General features: G+C 69.4%; 12 protein-coding genes, 4 tRNA genes and 1 pseudogene. 8 read left to right on the forward strand and 9 right to left on the reverse strand.

What is annotated here, in order from left to right; all coding sequences use genetic code 11:
- Positions 1 to 113: 113 nt before the first annotated feature.
- The 4 genes from IF47_RS30785 to IF47_RS0118240 are packed head-to-tail and all read right to left on the reverse strand — an operon-like array spanning position 114 to position 2,126.
- Positions 114 to 845: a hypothetical protein gene (locus IF47_RS30785; protein ID WP_037732887.1), complete on the reverse strand. Its 732-nt coding sequence runs from the start codon at positions 843 to 845 to the stop codon at positions 114 to 116.
- A gap of 53 nt (positions 846 to 898) precedes the next feature.
- Positions 899 to 1,279 (reverse strand): fluoride efflux transporter CrcB, encoded by a 381-nt coding sequence (gene crcB, locus IF47_RS0118230; protein WP_031509883.1) that lies wholly within the window; start codon positions 1,277 to 1,279, stop codon positions 899 to 901.
- Complete coding sequence (locus tag IF47_RS0118235) at positions 1,276 to 1,767, reverse strand: fluoride efflux transporter FluC (RefSeq protein ID WP_031509884.1); 492 nt, start codon at positions 1,765 to 1,767, stop codon at positions 1,276 to 1,278. Before IF47_RS0118235 ends, crcB begins: the two co-directional genes overlap by 4 nt.
- Entirely contained in the window at positions 1,764 to 2,126 is a 363-nt protein-coding gene (locus IF47_RS0118240) for a metallopeptidase family protein (RefSeq protein WP_031509885.1), read from the reverse strand. The genes IF47_RS0118235 and IF47_RS0118240 overlap by 4 nt, the downstream gene beginning before the upstream one ends.
- Positions 2,127 to 2,199: 73 nt before the next feature.
- On the opposite strand from IF47_RS0118240, the gene IF47_RS0118245 reads away from it, so the two are divergent.
- From IF47_RS0118245 to IF47_RS0118270, 6 genes are all read left to right on the forward strand, one after another.
- On the forward strand, positions 2,200 to 3,819 hold the full coding sequence (locus IF47_RS0118245) for a metallophosphoesterase family protein (protein ID WP_051717849.1): 1,620 nt from the start codon (positions 2,200 to 2,202) through the stop codon (positions 3,817 to 3,819).
- Positions 3,820 to 3,945: 126 nt separating this feature from the next.
- Positions 3,946 to 4,018: transfer RNA gene (locus IF47_RS0118250), tRNA-Glu, on the forward strand.
- Between the two features lie 37 nt (positions 4,019 to 4,055).
- A tRNA-Asp gene (locus IF47_RS0118255) sits at positions 4,056 to 4,130 on the forward strand.
- Positions 4,131 to 4,134: 4 nt separating this feature from the next.
- Positions 4,135 to 4,208 (forward strand) — tRNA-Phe (locus IF47_RS0118260).
- A 238-nt stretch (positions 4,209 to 4,446) separates the two neighbouring features.
- The gene (locus tag IF47_RS30275; RefSeq protein ID WP_425423614.1) at positions 4,447 to 4,704 is read left to right on the forward strand and encodes a UTRA domain-containing protein; all 258 of its coding nucleotides are present in this window, start codon (positions 4,447 to 4,449) and stop codon (positions 4,702 to 4,704) included.
- Between the two features lie 12 nt (positions 4,705 to 4,716).
- A complete protein-coding gene (locus IF47_RS0118270; RefSeq protein ID WP_031509887.1) occupies positions 4,717 to 5,229 on the forward strand; it encodes a GNAT family N-acetyltransferase in 513 nt (170 codons plus the stop codon).
- Here the strand turns inward: IF47_RS0118270 and IF47_RS0118275 are convergent.
- The 5 genes and pseudogenes from IF47_RS0118275 to IF47_RS0118290 all read right to left on the reverse strand — a co-directional run bounded on the left by IF47_RS0118275 (position 5,226) and on the right by IF47_RS0118290 (position 10,784).
- Positions 5,226 to 6,317 (reverse strand): IS630 family transposase, encoded by a 1,092-nt coding sequence (locus IF47_RS0118275; protein ID WP_031509888.1) that lies wholly within the window; start codon positions 6,315 to 6,317, stop codon positions 5,226 to 5,228. The genes IF47_RS0118270 and IF47_RS0118275 overlap by 4 nt on opposite strands.
- A 43-nt stretch (positions 6,318 to 6,360) precedes the next feature.
- A complete protein-coding gene (locus tag IF47_RS30790; protein WP_157840001.1) occupies positions 6,361 to 7,206 on the reverse strand; it encodes an SLATT domain-containing protein in 846 nt (281 codons plus the stop codon).
- Between the two features lie 502 nt (positions 7,207 to 7,708).
- Positions 7,709 to 8,230: a DUF732 domain-containing protein gene (locus IF47_RS0118280; RefSeq protein ID WP_157840002.1), complete on the reverse strand. Its 522-nt coding sequence runs from the start codon at positions 8,228 to 8,230 to the stop codon at positions 7,709 to 7,711.
- 1,058 nt (positions 8,231 to 9,288) lie between these two features.
- Positions 9,289 to 9,561: pseudogene (locus tag IF47_RS31620) on the reverse strand (hypothetical protein); the annotation flags it as partial.
- Between the two features lie 122 nt (positions 9,562 to 9,683).
- Positions 9,684 to 10,784, reverse strand: coding sequence for an ABC transporter permease (locus IF47_RS0118290; RefSeq protein WP_425423615.1), 1,101 nt, complete (start codon positions 10,782 to 10,784; stop codon positions 9,684 to 9,686).
- 107 nt (positions 10,785 to 10,891) lie between these two features.
- Here IF47_RS0118290 and hrpA point away from each other — a divergent pair, with 107 nt between their 5' ends.
- Both hrpA and IF47_RS0118300 read left to right on the forward strand, forming a co-directional pair.
- Positions 10,892 to 14,911, forward strand: a complete 4,020-nt coding sequence (gene hrpA / locus IF47_RS0118295; protein WP_031509892.1) for an ATP-dependent RNA helicase HrpA — start codon at positions 10,892 to 10,894, stop codon at positions 14,909 to 14,911.
- A gap of 101 nt (positions 14,912 to 15,012) precedes the next feature.
- Positions 15,013 to 15,087: transfer RNA gene (locus IF47_RS0118300), tRNA-Asp, on the forward strand.
- Positions 15,088 to 15,166: the final 79 nt, after the last annotated feature.

Below are 15,166 nucleotides of genomic sequence, written 5' to 3' on the forward strand. Positions count from 1 at the left end.
GGCGCCGGGCAAATGGGATCAAACGATCTACCACCATACGGCCCGGCGCCCCCGGGCGCAAATCCCTTCCGCGGGAAGACTCTTGTGACGACGGTCACGACCGGTCGGCGAGTCTACCGACCCGTCCCGCCGAACCCCCCACCGGGGCCGTGCGGGAAGGGGAGGCCGGCGCCGAGCCCCTCGGCGGGCCGGCCGGTCCCTCCGACGTCGGCCTCGTAGGAGGCGTACACCTCGCGCGGGTCGCTCTCCGCCCCGATTCCTCCCGCGGGGCCGTCGGCCCCGTCACCCCCGCCCTCGTCCCCTCCCCCGCCGCCGGAGTCACCGGAGCCACCGCCGTCGCCGCCGCCGTCCCCACCACCGCCGGACGGAGGCGGGTCGGCGGGCGGAGGCGTGGGCTTCGGAGGAGGCGGGGTGCCGGCACCGCGCGTGGGCGAGGGGGGTGCGGACGGCCGGCCGCCCTTGCCGGCCGACGGCGACGGCCGCGCCGAGCGCGACGCGCTCGCGGACGGGGAGGAGGACGCGGACGGCGAACCGGACGTCTCGCGGTCCTTCCTCCCCTTGTCGTCCCCGCCCCTCGCCGGCTCCCCGCGACCGTCGTCCCGCCCTCCTTCCCCACCGCGCGGCACCACCGCGCTCCCGGTGGGAACGCCGTCGGTGCCCCGGGACTCCCGGTGTCCGACCGGACGGCGTTCGGCGCCGTCCCCGTCGGGCGGTGGGCCGACCGTCACACAGCCGCCGAGGGCGGCGAGCAGCAGGGCGCCGGCGGCCGTGCGGACCCCCGCGCGCCCACCGGTGCGGACGGACGTGCGGGACGGGATGCGGGGAGCGGTTCGGTCTCGGCGCACGGGGCGGCACCTCCGGGAAAGGGAACTGGGACGGGCTCACTGCCCAACTCCCGTCAGCCGGCCAGGTAACGCGCGAGGGCCAGGCCCACCCAAACCGCCCCCAGGGCGACCGCCGCGGTGACCACCGCGTATGCCGCCGCCATGCGCCGCCGGCCGCGTTCGGCCAGCCGCAGCGTCTCGTAGGAGAAGGTCGAGTACGTCGTCAGCGCACCGCACAGCCCCGTGCCGAGCAGCGCCCGCGCCTGCGGCCCGACGGCGCCCCAGGCCGCCCCGGCCACCAGCCCCAGCAGCAGACTGCCCACCACGTTGACGGTGAGGGTGCCCCAGGGGAAGACCGACTCGTGCCGCGCCTGCACCGCGCGGTCCACCACGTACCGCAGGCACGCCCCGGCCGCCCCGCCGAGCGCCACCAGCGGCCAGTCCGGCGCGCTCACCGCGCCACCGCCGCCCGGGTCGCCGCGGCGGAAGCCCACACGGCGCCGAGCGCGACGGCGAACGTGCCGCCCAGATACGCCAACGCCAGGGCGGCGCCCGTCCCGCCCCGCTCCAGCAGCCGCACGGCGTCGAGCGCGTGGGCGGAGTAGGTGGTGAAGCCGCCCAGCACGCCCACGCCGAGGAAGGGCCGCGCCAGCGGATGCCGCACCCGGCCGTGCTCACTCACCAGCACCATCACCACGCCGATCAGCGCGCAGCCCACCGCGTTGACGACGAGAACCGCCCAGGGGAAACCGCCCGGCGGGGTGGGCCAGGCGAGCGTGAGACCGTGGCGGGCCGTCGCGCCGAGCGCCCCGCCCGCCGCGATCGCAGCGAGGACCGCCCGGGCACGCCCACCGGCGGTCTCGGCCCGCTGGGCGGGCACCCGCAGATCGACGTCCGGGTCGACGGGCTCGCCCGACCCGTCCTCCCGCCCCCCGTGGCTCACCCGTAGCCCAGGGCGTGCAACCGCTCGTCGTCGATGCCGAAGTGGTGGGCGATCTCGTGCACGACCGTGATCTCCACCTCTTCGACGACCATCTCCCGGCCGCCACCGTCCCGCTCGCACATCCGCAGGGTGGGGCCGCGGTAGACGGTGATCCGGTCCGGCAGGACCCCCGCGTACCACTCGCCGCGCTCGGTCAACGGCGTGCCCTCGTACAGCCCGAGCAGCTCCGGGTCGTCGGCGGGGGGCTCGTCCTCCACGAACACCGCCACGTTGTCCATGAGCCGCGTCAGTTCCGGAGGAATCCGGTCGAGCGCCTCGGCGACCAGTTCCTCGAACTCCTCGCGCGTCATCTCCAGCACGCGCCCATTGTCCGCCACGCCGCCCGGTCCCGGAACCGCATAGTCCCTGGACGAGCAGGGCATATGGCACGGCATGAGCCGTGAACCACTCCGGCCGCTCCGGGGTCTCGCCCGCAGCGCCGCAGCCGTTCCCCGCTCTCTTCGGCGCTCCCTCCGACGCTCTCCCCGACGCCGCCGGGCACACCGCCCGACGCCGACCCTCTCCCTCGTCCACACCCCCCGTCCCTGGGCTCGCGCGCTCGCGCTGGTCGCCGTCACGCTGCTGGGCGCCTGGCTCGGGCTGCTCGTCGTGGGCAGTGTGAAGGCCCCCGTGGGGCCGGTGGACACCAGGATGTCGCTGCGCCCCTCGTCCGCCGGAGGGACGGAGATCGAGGTGCCGCCGCTGGGCGCGCTCGAACTGGACAGCCACGTCGCCCCGCTCGGCCTCCACGTCGGCATCGACCGGCTCGACCCCGAGCGCGCCCGGGCCCTGGTCGACCACCCGGAACGGATCAGCGGCCTGGAGGAGGAGATCACGCGGGACGTCCGGACCGGTACGCGGGACCTGGCCGTGCGGTCCTGCGTCGCGGTGCTCACCGGTGCCACGGCGCTCGGCCTGGCCGTCTACCGGCGCCCGCGGCGCGCGCTCGCGGCGGGCGGACTCGCCCTGGCGCTGCTGGCCGCGTCCGGCGCGACGGCGTACGCGACGTGGAACCCGAAGTCGGTGCTGGAGCCGAGGTTCTCCGGGCTGCTGGCCGGCGCGCCGAGCGTGGTCGGCACCGCGCGGAGCATCGTCACCGAATTCGACGTCTACCAGCAGGAGCTGGCCCGGCTGGTGACCAACGTCACCAAGCTGTACGACGCCACCTCCACCCTTCCCACCTACCGGCCCGACCCGAGCACCATCCGGGCGCTGCACGTCTCCGACATCCACCTCAACCCGGCCGCGTGGCACATCATCGCGTCCCTGGTCGAGCAGTACGACATCGACGTGATCATCGACACCGGCGACACCATGGACCACGGCACCGCCGCCGAGAACGGCTTCCTCGACCCCGTGGAGGACCTCGACGCGCCGTACGTGTGGGTGCGCGGCAACCACGACTCGGAGGTCACCCAGGAGTACCTGGAGGGCCTGGAGAACACCCACGTCCTGGACGACGGCGAGTCGGTCGTCGCGGGCGGCGTGCGGATCGCCGGCATCGGCGACCCGCAGTTCACGCCGGACCGCTCGGTGGTGGCCAAGGGCGACCCGGCCGAGCGCACCGCCGGCCGCGAGCTGGCCAGGGCGTTGCGCGAGAGCGAGGGGAGGGGCGAGCCGGTGCACATCGCGGCGGCCCACAACCCGATGGCGGCCCAGGAGACGGACGGCGACGTGCCGCTGGTCCTCGCAGGCCACACCCACCAACGCGAGACGCGGGTGATGGAGGACGGCACCCGGCTGATGGTGATGGGCTCCACGGGCGGCGGCGGCCTGCGCGCCGTGGAGGGCGACGAGCCGCAGAAGGTGACGGCCACCGTCCTCTACCTGGACCAGGAGACCAAGCGGCTCCAGGCGTGGGACGAGATCACCCTTGGCGGCCTGGGGCTGACGACGGCCGAGGTCAGCCGCCGGTTGCCGGAGGAGGCGGAGCCCGGCTCCCCCACCCCGACGCCGTCCCCGACTCCCTCGCCCACCCCCTCACCGACCCCCTCCCGAACACCGTCCGACTAGCTTCCGCGGACCTCCGTCGGGCTCCCTTCCGAGACACCTCCGACAAACGGTTTTGGCGAACGGTCCCGCCATCCCATATGCTTCTCACGTCCCCGACGCGCTGAGAAGCGCCCAGGTGGGCCATCAGCCCTCATCGTCTAGTGGCCCAGGACGCCGCCCTTTCAAGGCGGTAGCACGGGTTCGAATCCCGTTGGGGGCACGCACCACCCTGTGCGAGACTAGTGCTCGTACAATCTGGTCCTGTGGAGCAGTTTGGAGTGCTCGCCACCCTGTCAAGGTGGAGGCCGCGGGTTCAAATCCCGTCAGGACCGCTGCGGCTGGGTAGCTCAGTTGGTACGAGCGTCCGCCTGAAAAGCGGAAGGTCGCCGGTTCGACCCCGGCCCCAGCCACCGCAGGAAAGCCCCCGTGCGAGCCCGCTCGCCGGGGGTTCTTCCGTATCCGAACACTCTCGGCACCCACGTCTTTCCACCCGGCAAGGCCGCGGAATCCTCGTGCGCGAGCCGGGACGGCTCCTCCGCTCGGAAACACCGCCACAGGACATCGCCGGGCGCCTGAACGTGCCAGGCCATGAGCCGGCACAGATCGCCTCGATCTACCTCCGGTAAGACGAGACGCAGGGCACCGCGCATGCGGCCCAAGACCGGCCCGCACGGCGTCTACGGGCGACTCGAAGAGCCGGGGCACGTCATGACCCGCGTGCGCGACGAGATCAGCGCTCGCATGCCGACGCCGGAGGAAGCCGCCGTCTTGGAGCTCCTGCCCGGTGTCCCGGTCCTGGAAGTGCCGCACACCAGCCTCGACCAGGACGGCGTTCCCTTCGAGGTCTCCCGCTACGTGCACCGCGCGGACCAGACCGGATTACTGTACGAACTGCCCGTCGAGTAGCCAGGAGTCCGCATGGAAAGCCCGAGAGTCCGCCCGTTCGAGGAAGCCGATCTGCCCGGCACAGCGGCGGCACTGGTGGAGGTGCACGCGACGGACGGGTATCCCGTCGAAGGGGTCGCCGACCCGGAAGCCTGGCTGCGGTCGGATGACGTGTTGGCTTCCTGGGTGGCAGAGGCCGACGACCAGGTCATCGGACATGTGGCAGTGATGAGCCCCAACGGCGAGGACGCCGTGTCTCTCTGGACCCGGCAGAGCGGAGAGAGTCATGAGCGCGTGGCCGTACTCGGCCGACTCTTCGTGACCAAGAGCGCCCGGAAGCAAGCCCTGGGCGAGAAGCTGATGCGGACCGCGACGACCTACGCGCAGGCCCGTGGACTCCGCCTGGTGCTCGACGTCATGACGAAGGACACCGCCGCCATACGCCTCTACGAGCGCCTTGGGTGGCGCAGGATCGGCGAGACCACGCACCACTATGGCGACGGCCAACAGACCAGCGCCCTTTGCTACGTCTCGCCATCCAGCTAGTCTCCTGAGTCGGGAATTCTGTTCAGATATGCAGCGAGGCGTTCGAGGATCTCGTCCGCGGTCTTGGTCCACACGTAGGGCCTGGGGTTGGTGTTCCACCTGGCGATCCAGTCGCGGATGTCGCGTTCGAGGGCCTGGACGGAGCGGTGGACGCCTCGCCGTATCTGTTTGTTGGTCAACTCGGCGAACCACCGCTCCACCAGATTCAGCCAGGACGCCCCGGTGGGGGTGAAGTGCAGGTGAAACCGGGGATGAGCCAGCAGCCACTTCTTGATCGCGGGGGTCTTGTGGGTGGCGTAGTTGTCCAGCACCAGGTGGATGTCCAGACCGGCGGGCACTTCCTTGTCGAGCTTGACCAGGAACTTGTTGAACTCCTCGGCGCGGTGCCGGCGGTGCAGGGAGCCGATCACCTTCCCCGTGGCCACCTCCAGGGCGGCAAAGAGGGTGGTGGTGCCGGCGCGGACGTAGTCGTGGGTGAGCCGCTGCGGAACTCCCGGCATCATCGGCAGCACCGGCTGGGAGCGGTCCAGCGCCTGGATCTGGCTCTTCTCGTCCACACAGAACACCAGCGCCCGCTCGGGCGGATCGAGGTAGAGGCCGACCACGTCGTGCACCTTGTCGACGAAGTACGGGTCGGTGGACAGCTTGAAGGTCTCGGACCGGTGCGGCTGCAGGCCGAAGGCCCGCCAGATCCGCGAGACGGTCGACTGCGACAGACCCATCTCCTTGGCCATGGACCGCGTTGACCAGTGCGTGGCGTTCCGCGGCGCGGTCTCCAGCGTCTTGGTGACGACCGCGGCGACCTGCTCGTCGCTCACCGATCTGGGGCCTCCAGAGCGCGGCATGTCCCCCAATCCGGCGATGCGGTACAGCACGAACCGGGCCCGCCACCGGCCCACCGCATGGGCCGTGGTGCCCAGCCGGGCCGCCACGTCCTTGTTCGTCGCTCCCTCGGCGCAGGCCAGGATGATCCGGCAGCGCAGCGCCCAGGCCTGCGGGGTGGAACGGCGCCGCACCCAGCCCTCCAGCGCGGCCCGCTCCTCGTCCGTCAGGATCAATTCGGCCTTTGGCCGCCCGGTACGCGCCATGCGCCGAGCCTACACTTCTGAACAGAACTCCTGACTCAGAAGACTAGATGATCTGCTGCTGTCCCTGTTGCGGCTGGTCAAGTTGCTGTTCCCTCATGCGCTGTTCTGCGCGCAGTTTTTCCACAGCGGTGGCAAAGTTTTCGAGGTTTATGGATTCTTCAGCCGCATTGTACGGAGCAATACCCAAATCCAAAGCAGTCGCGTGTTCCTCGATACTGTCTGCCGTTTGCTGAAGATTGAAGGCTCTCTCTCGCGGCTTGAAGTATCCAGCCGCTGCAGTGATCACCGTAACAGTGAAGCCAAGAGCGATTAGCACTCCCTTTCCGGGTTGAGGCGGATCGTACCAAGCGGTTACTGCGGAGACCCCTGCCGAGCTAAGGAAAAGTAGCCACTGCATCACGAGATGAACACGCCGATAGTGTCGTGACTCTGCGCGCAACCGGGCTACCTCCGCTGGCAGCCTTTCCTTATATGATGCCTGTCGGTCGACAGGAGGAGGAGTGCGCCGTCTAGCTTCTAGGATGTGCCACTCCTCAGCCAAAGAAAGCTCAAGAAGGAGCTTCCTGACCGGGGTCTTAGCATCTCTCCAGGTTGCAGGTTCAGAGAACTCGGCGATCGCCTGGGCAATAAAGGCGATAACTAAAATCAAGGTAGCGCCGCCGAATATTCCGTTAATTGCAGTCGGAGTGTCCGAGTTCAGCCAGACGAGAACCTTTAGACTGACCCAAGTAAGCAGCGTGGCAGCGATGACGATTGGAGTGCCGTAAAGTCCGGCAATCTGCAGGCGGCGATTTCTGATGCGCTCCTTGAAGTCGGCAATCTCGCGACGATGCTCGATTAGAGCATCAGTGGTTACTGCGGTAACAATGGTTCGTGCTGGTCCAGTCATTAGCTACTTTCCCCCCTTCAGCAGGGATCCCAGGAGAGGAGAGCGGATCGTGGTCCCCCGAAGCCAATTACTCATTCGCGGGTTCAGAGCATCCGGCATGCGTCAGATCATACGGACGCCGAAGAGAGTAAACGATGGTGTTGGCTGAACTGCCGTACAGCAGGCTGGGAGACACCACCGGCCTCTCAGAGTCTGTTGTGGGGTGTCATGGAACACTATTGCGCGAAGTTCAAACGCCCACGTGACCGCACCAGATGGCAGACCGCCCGGACGACCCGTTGGAGCCCTCCCGCACTCATGGCTCTTCGACTCCTGACATCAACGACAGCGCACAGCCATACCCTGGAACGGTCTAGTAGAACAGTAGGAGGCCCCAACACCTATGAGTGCACAGCTTCAGTGATCGAACTTACAAGGCAGTGATCGCACCAGTAACTGAGCAGTTTTGGGCCTCCTGAGCCGTTATCGCAGCTAATGGCCCTCCTGCGGTTGACCCACAGCGCTACTCCAACGCCTCGCTCACGGAGGCCGAGTGCTCCGGGCAGTAGACGGGAGGCGCCTTGATGACCATCACTCGGCCTGCCTCTCCCGGGTATCCGCCCTGCATGGTCTCGACCACCTCCTCCGGGCTATCGCCCATGTCCAGCAGCGTGCACACGGCCTGCCCCTGAGCACCGAGAGCACCGTCTTCCGCGCGTGCCAGCGACGGTGCCTGTGCCTTGACCGCAGCCGCATAACGAGAGTCCCGCTCGGTTGCCTGCGTCGAGTCGTCTGTCTCGGGCGACTCGCTGGCCCCGGAAGGCTTTGACGGTACTTCGGGCGTCTCCTCATCGGGGGGTAGCCCGCACTCCTGCCGGCTCGCCGCCACGGTGAACGAGGCCGCCTGCCCGTTGACCTCTTGGCCGCACACCACCCATGAGTCGTACTCAGGGCCGCTTCGGTACTCCTTCTCCGTGTCTCGGAAGCCGAACAAGACCCCTGAGTCGCTCAGGGCAGCCTCTGTCTCTCCCTTGGTCCTGCCCACGAAGTTGGCGATAGACGGGCTGGCAGCGACGGTCTCTCGCCCCCCCGTCCTTGCTGGCACATCGGTGGAGTCCGAGGAGCAGCCCACCAGAGCGGCAAGCGCAGCGGCACAAAGCACGACCGTACGGATGCGCACAGAGATTCCCCCACCGAAAATGACCACTAAACCAGCGTGCGCGCACAGTAGCGTGCCATACCAGGGCTTGTCTGGCTCTTGAGGGCTTTGCCCGCATTCCCTTGGGTGTCTGGTTACAGCTCGACGCCGTACCAGAGCTGACATCTATGCCTGACGCCAACAGCAGTGGACAGGCGCAGACCTGAATGGCGCGCTACGGAGCGGGAGCGCGCCCCGGGGCGCGGCAGTCCAGCATTGACCGGCGCATCGATCGAACTTGTACGGCGGCGGTCAGGTCGGTCTGTGCGCATCAACCGGGCCGTCACCGGACGCGGCTGACGGCAGTCTGACGGCAACGTCAGCGAACGCCGCCGTACGCAGCCGTACGTCATGAGCTGTCAACCTCGGTCGTTGCCGGGCCGGAAGGTGATCCACTCCGTACGATCAACTCGCCTGAAAAGCGGAAGGTCGCCGGTTCGCCCCCGGCCCCAGCCACCGCAGGAAAGCCCCCGTGCGAGCTCGCTCGCCGGGGGTTCTTCCGTATCCGAACGCTCTCGGGGACCACATCTTTCCGTCCGGCGGCCCGTATGGCTGCCCCTGCTACCCCAAGACCGAGGCACGCCGGCTACCGCCTGGAGGCGAGCTGTCGTCCGAATGGGCATTGGCCGAGCACCACGGCCCTGCGGGGAGCGGGCGGCACTGACCACGGTGTGCCCCGGCCACGCCGCCCCCGATCTCCCGCAACGGCGAAGGAGGGCGGTGTTCGGCGGAGGGCGCGTCAGGAAATCCACATCAGTACGGTGTCGCCCTCGCGGGCCGCGGCGGTGAGGAAGCGCCTCGGCTCCCCGTAGTGCCCGCGCACGTACTCCGGCACGCTCTCCCACCTCGTCCCGGATGGACGGGTACACGTCCGCCTCGGCCGGGTCGGCCGCGCGGACCTCGCGTGTCAGTGCCTCGAACGGCAGCCCGGCCGGGGACTCCGCCGCGGCGGCCACGCGCTCGGGGACGAGGTGGCGGGGCGGGGTGTGACCACCCGGTCGCCGGCGCCCGGGATCGCCTCCTCGCCGAAGACGATGTCGACGGGAAGGCGGGGAAGGCGGCGCGCTCCAGCAGGACGCGGATGGCGTCCCGCACCTTGTCGACGTCCAGGCAGCGGGCCTCCTCGGCGGACGTCTCGGTGCCCCAGGCCGCCTCGCGCAAGGCGAGGACGAACCCATGCGCCCACTCCGAGTCGCCGAGCATCCACTCGAACTCGTCCGGGGTGAGGCGTGCGTGCTCCCCGATCGCTCCCATGCCGCGAACGGTGGGGGTGGCACCGACAACCACGTCCGGCCGGCCGCTACGGGCCGTCGGTCTCGCGTCCGCCCGGGTGACGGTGGCGCCAGACCCAGAAGACGGCGCAGGAGACGATCGCCCAGCCGGCCAGCACCAGGTAGGGCTGGACGTGCCGGTGGCCGGGGAAGTAGACGGCCGTGTGCTGGGCGTTGACGGAGGCGCCCGGGGGAAGCCAGCGGCCGATCGTGCCCAGGGGCGAGGGCAGCAGGGGCCAGGAGACGGCGCCTCCGGAGGAGGGGTTGCCGATCAGGACCATCAGGCCCCAGGTGGGGAGCATGGCCCAGCGGCCGATCAGGGTCTGGAACATCGTGAAGACCATGCCGGAGGCGAACATGGTCAGGGCCAGGATCATCCAGGAGTGGACGAAGGGGAAGTCGACCGCGCCGAGCCCCCAGTCCACGATGGCGGTGATGGAGAAGCCTCCGAGCAGGGAGTACGCGGCCGTGAAGGCGATCCGCTCGGGCGGGTTCAGTGCCTTGGCGTTGACGCTGAGCTGGATGGCGCCGATGAAGCCGGCGACCACCGCCGCGAGGGTGACGTAGAACAGGGCCAGGCCGCGCGGGTCGCCCGGGTCCAGCGGTTTGACGTCCCGCACCGTGACTCGCAGCCCGGTCTCCTCGCCCACGGCCCGGGCGGCCTGCGTCAGCAGCTCGGCGACGGAGGCGCCGGACGCGCCGGAGACGTTCAGCACCGGCCGTTCCCGATCGAGGTCGGCGGGGACGAGAAGGACGGCGAAGACCTTCTGGGCCTCCAGGGCGTCCTCGGCCGCCGCGCGAGTGGGGTACTCGTGCAGTTCCAGGGAGGAACGCAGGTCCTCGCTCATGGCGTCCGCGAAGACCTCCGCCCGCTCCTCGTGCGCCGCGGTGTGGCCGACGACCGCGACGGGGATGCGGCGCGGGGTGGGGTCGGCCATGGCGTAGGTGTACGAACCCGCGAAGAGCCCGGCCGCCGCACCGATGATCAGCACCAGCACGGTGGCGGGCAGGAAGGGCGACTCCTTGAAACGCCCCCACCACCGGGACACGGTTCCACCGTGGGCACGGGCATCATGTGAGTCGGGCGTACCGCGCGGACCGTGCGAGAGGGGGTGGCGCTGGTCGCTCATGCGCCTCACCCTAGCCAGACAAATGCCCCACAAGACCGCATAGCGCCCGAAGGTCCCGGTGAATTGATTCGCTCGGCACTCGGCGCGGGTGCGATCCTGGAGTCCGTATGTCCACTGTGTCTGATCCCACCCTCCCCGCCCTCCTGGAACGGCTGACCGAGCTGATGCCGCGCGACCGGCAGCGGCTGGGGCGGCGGCTGGACGGCACCCGCCGCATCCGCAAGCCGGAGGCGCGGCAGGCCGTCCTGGCCGAGATCGCCTCCGAGATCGAGCAGGCAGAGCTGCGCGTCGCCGTGCGGCGGGACGCCGTGCCCGCGATCGACTACCCCGAGCAGCTCCCCGTCAGCCAGAAGAAGGACGAGATCCTGGCGGCGATACGGGACCACCAGGTGGTGATCGTCGCCGGTGAGACGGGCTCGGGGAAGACCACGCAGATCCCCAAGATCTGCCTGGAGCTGGGGCGCGGGGTGAAGGGCCTGATCGGCCACACCCAACCGAGGCGGATCGCGGCCCGCACGGTGGCCGAGCGCGTCGCCGAGGAACTGCGCACCCCGCTGGGCGAGGCGGTGGGCTGGAAGGTCCGCTTCACCGACCAGGTGGGTGAGAACACCCTGGTCAAGCTGATGACGGACGGCATCCTGCTCGCCGAGATCCAGACCGACCGCGAGCTGCGCCAGTACGACACGATCATCATCGACGAGGCACACGAGCGCAGCCTCAACATCGACTTCCTGCTGGGCTACCTCGCCCGGCTCCTGCCGCGCCGTCCGGACCTGAAGGTCGTGATCACCTCCGCGACCATCGACCCCGAGCGGTTCTCCCGACACTTCGGCGACGCCCCGATCATCGAGGTGTCCGGCCGCACCTACCCGGTGGAGGTCCGCTACCGGCCGCTGCTGGAGGAGGAGGGGGACAACCCGGACCGGGACCAGATCACCGCGATCTGCGACGCGGTGGACGAGCTCCAGGCGGAGGGGCCGGGCGACATCCTGGTCTTCCTCTCCGGTGAGCGGGAGATCCGCGACACCGCCGACGCGCTGAACAAGAAGAACCTCCGCTTCACGGAGGTGCTGCCGCTGTACGCGCGGCTGTCGCACGCCGAGCAGCACCGCGTCTTCCAGCGGCACAGCGGGCGGCGGATCGTGCTGGCCACCAACGTGGCCGAGACGTCGCTGACCGTCCCGGGCATCAAGTACGTCATCGACACCGGCACCGCCCGCATCTCCCGCTACAGCCACCGCACCAAGGTCCAGCGGCTGCCCATCGAGCCGATCTCCCAGGCCAGCGCCAACCAGCGCAAGGGGCGCTGTGGACGCACCTCGGACGGCATCTGCGTCCGGCTGTACTCCGAGGAGGACTTCCTCTCCCGTCCGGAGTTCACCGACCCGGAGATCCTGCGGACGAACCTGGCGTCCGTCATCCTCCAGATGACCGCGGCCGGGCTCGGCGACATCGAGCGCTTCCCCTTCATCGACCCGCCGGACCACCGCAGCATCAAGGCCGGCGTGCAACTGCTGGAGGAGCTGGGTGCCCTCGACCCCAAGCAGAAGGACCCGCGCAAGCGGTTGACGGAGACGGGCCGGAAGCTGGCCCAGTTCCCGGTGGACCCGCGGCTGGCCCGGATGGTGCTGGAGGCCGACCGCAACGGCTGCGTCCGCGAGGTCATGGTGATCGCCGCGGCCCTGTCCATCCAGGACCCGCGCGAGCGTCCCGCCGACAAGCAGCAGCAGGCCGACCAGCAGCACGCCCGTTTCCGGGACGAGAACAGCGACTTCATCACCCTGCTCAACCTGTGGAAGTACGTGCGGGAGCGGCAGAAGGAGCTGTCCTCCTCGGCCTTCCGTCGCATGTGCAAGTCGGAGTTCCTCAACTACCTGCGCATACGCGAATGGCAGGACATCTACCTCCAGCTCCGTCAGGTCGCGAAGTCCATGGGCATCCACCTGAACGACCAGGAGGCGGCCCCCGACCACGTCCACCAGTCGCTGCTGGCCGGACTGCTGTCGCACATCGGGCTCAAGGACGCCGGGGGCGAAGGCGCGAAGAACGCCACGAACAGCACCACGAAGAACGCCGCGAAGAACAACGAGTACCTGGGCGCGCGCAGCGCCAAGTTCGCGATCTTCCCCGGTTCGGCGCTGTTCAAGAAGCCACCGCGCTGGGTGATGTCGGCCGAACTGGTGGAGACCTCGCGGCTGTGGGCGCGGGTCAACGCGAAGATCGACCCGGACTGGATCGAGCCGCTCGCCGGGCACCTGGTCAAACGCACCTACAGCGAGCCGCACTGGGAGCAGCGGCAGGCGGCGGTGATGGCGTACGAGAAGGTGACGCTCTACGGCATCCCGATCGTCGCGCAGCGCAAGGTGAACTACGGGCGCATCGACCCGGAGACCAGCCGTGACCTGTTCATCCGTCACGCGCTGGTGGAGGGCGACTGGCGCACCCACCACCAGTTCTTCCGGGAGAACCGCAAACTGCTGGACGAGGTCGAGGAGTTGGAGCACCGGGCCCGACGGCGCGACATCCTCGTCGACGACGAGACGCTGTTCGACTTCTACGACCGGCGCATCCCCGAGCACGTGGTCTCCGGCGCGCACTTCGACTCCTGGTGGAAGAAGAAGCGCCACGACGAGCCGGACCTGCTCAACTTCGAGAAGTCGATGCTCATCAACGAGCGGGCCGAGGAGGTCACCAAGGCCGACTACCCGGACGTCTGGCAGCAGGGGCAGCTCAGGCTCCGGGTGACGTACCAGTTCGAGCCGGGCACGGACGCCGACGGCGTGACCGTCCACGTCCCGCTCCAGGTGCTCAACCAGGTCGCCTCCGAGGGGTTCGACTGGCAGATCCCGGGCCTGCGCGAGGACCTGGTCACCGAGCTGATCCGCTCCCTGCCCAAGGCGATCCGCCGCAACTGCGTGCCCGCGCCCAACTTCGCCCGGCGCTTCCTGGAGATGGTCTCCGACGGCGGCCGGGTGCCCGAGCGGACGCTGCGGGAGCCGCTGACGGCCGTGCTGGCGCGCGAGTTGACGCGGATGACGGGCGTACGGGTGGAGCAGGACGACTTCGATCTCTCCAAGGTCCCCGACCACCTGAAGATCACCTTCCGGGTGGTGGACGAGCGTCGCCGCAAGCTCTCCGGCGATTCCGAGAGCAAGGACCTGGAGGAGCTGAGGGTCGCCCTGCGGCCCCGCACCCGGGCCGCCCTGTCCAAGGCGTTCGACTCCGCGAAGGAGGGGCCCCGCGTCGAGCAGCGCACCGGGCTGACCTCCTGGACGATCGGCACACTCCCCCGTACTTTCGAGACCCGGCGGGCGGGGCAGCCGGTCAAGGCGTATCCGGCGCTGACGGACGACGGCGACTCGGTGTCGGTGAAGCTCTTCGACACCGAGGAGGAGCAGCGGCAGGCGATGTGGCGCGGCACTCGCCGGCTCGTCCTGCTGAACCTGCCCTCCAACCCCGCCAAGTTCGCCCAGGACCGGCTCTCCAACCACGACCGGCTGGCTCTCGCGGCCTCCCCGCACGGCAGTGTCCAGGCCCTGTTCGACGACTGCGTGACGGCCGCCGCCGACCGCCTGTTGGCGGCGCACGGCGGTCCGGCCTGGGATGAGGAGGGCTTCCGCAAGCTCTTCGACGCGGTGCGCGCCGACATCGTCGACGCGACGGTGGCGACCGTCCGCCAGGTACGGGAAGTGCTCGCCGCCTGGCAGACGTGTGAGCGCCGCCTGAAGACTCCTCAACTGTCGGGCAGTCCGGCACTCGTGCCGAATCTGGCGGACGTGCGGGAGCAGCTCTCGGAGCTGATCCGCCCCGGCTTCGTGACCGAGCACGGCGCCAAACGCCTGCCGGACCTGCTGCGTTACCTGGTGGCCGTGGACCGCCGTCTCCAGCAGCTCCCCACCAACGTCGATCGGGACCGTGCCCGGATGGCGAAGGTGAAGGAGATGCGGGACGAGTACGAGTGGCTGCTGGAGCAGTTCCCGCCGGGGCGGCCGGTGCCGCGCGAGGCGAGGGAGATCCGCTGGATGATCGAGGAACTGCGGGTGAGCTACTTCGCGCACGCCCTGGGCACGGCGTACCCGGTGTCGGACAAGCGCATCGTCAAGGCCGTGGACGCGGCGGCGCCGTAGCGCCACGACCACGGTCGGTGAGTTCGCCTAATGACCCTGAGCTGCTGTAGAGTCTCTTCTCGCAGCTCGGAGATCCGACGGAGATCCGACTGTGGTTTCCAGGTCCTGTGGAGCAGTTTGGAGTGCTCGCCACCCTGTCAAGGTGGAGGCCGCGGGTTCAAATCCCGTCAGGACCGCCCTCGCAACGGCCCGAGTCCCCAGCGGACTCGGGCCGTTGGCTGTTCTTCTCCCCTTTCCCGTCCTTCCGCGCCCCTC

This window comes from Streptomyces megasporus, assembly GCF_000718985.1.
Lineage (GTDB): Bacteria > Actinomycetota > Actinomycetes > Streptomycetales > Streptomycetaceae > Streptomyces > Streptomyces megasporus.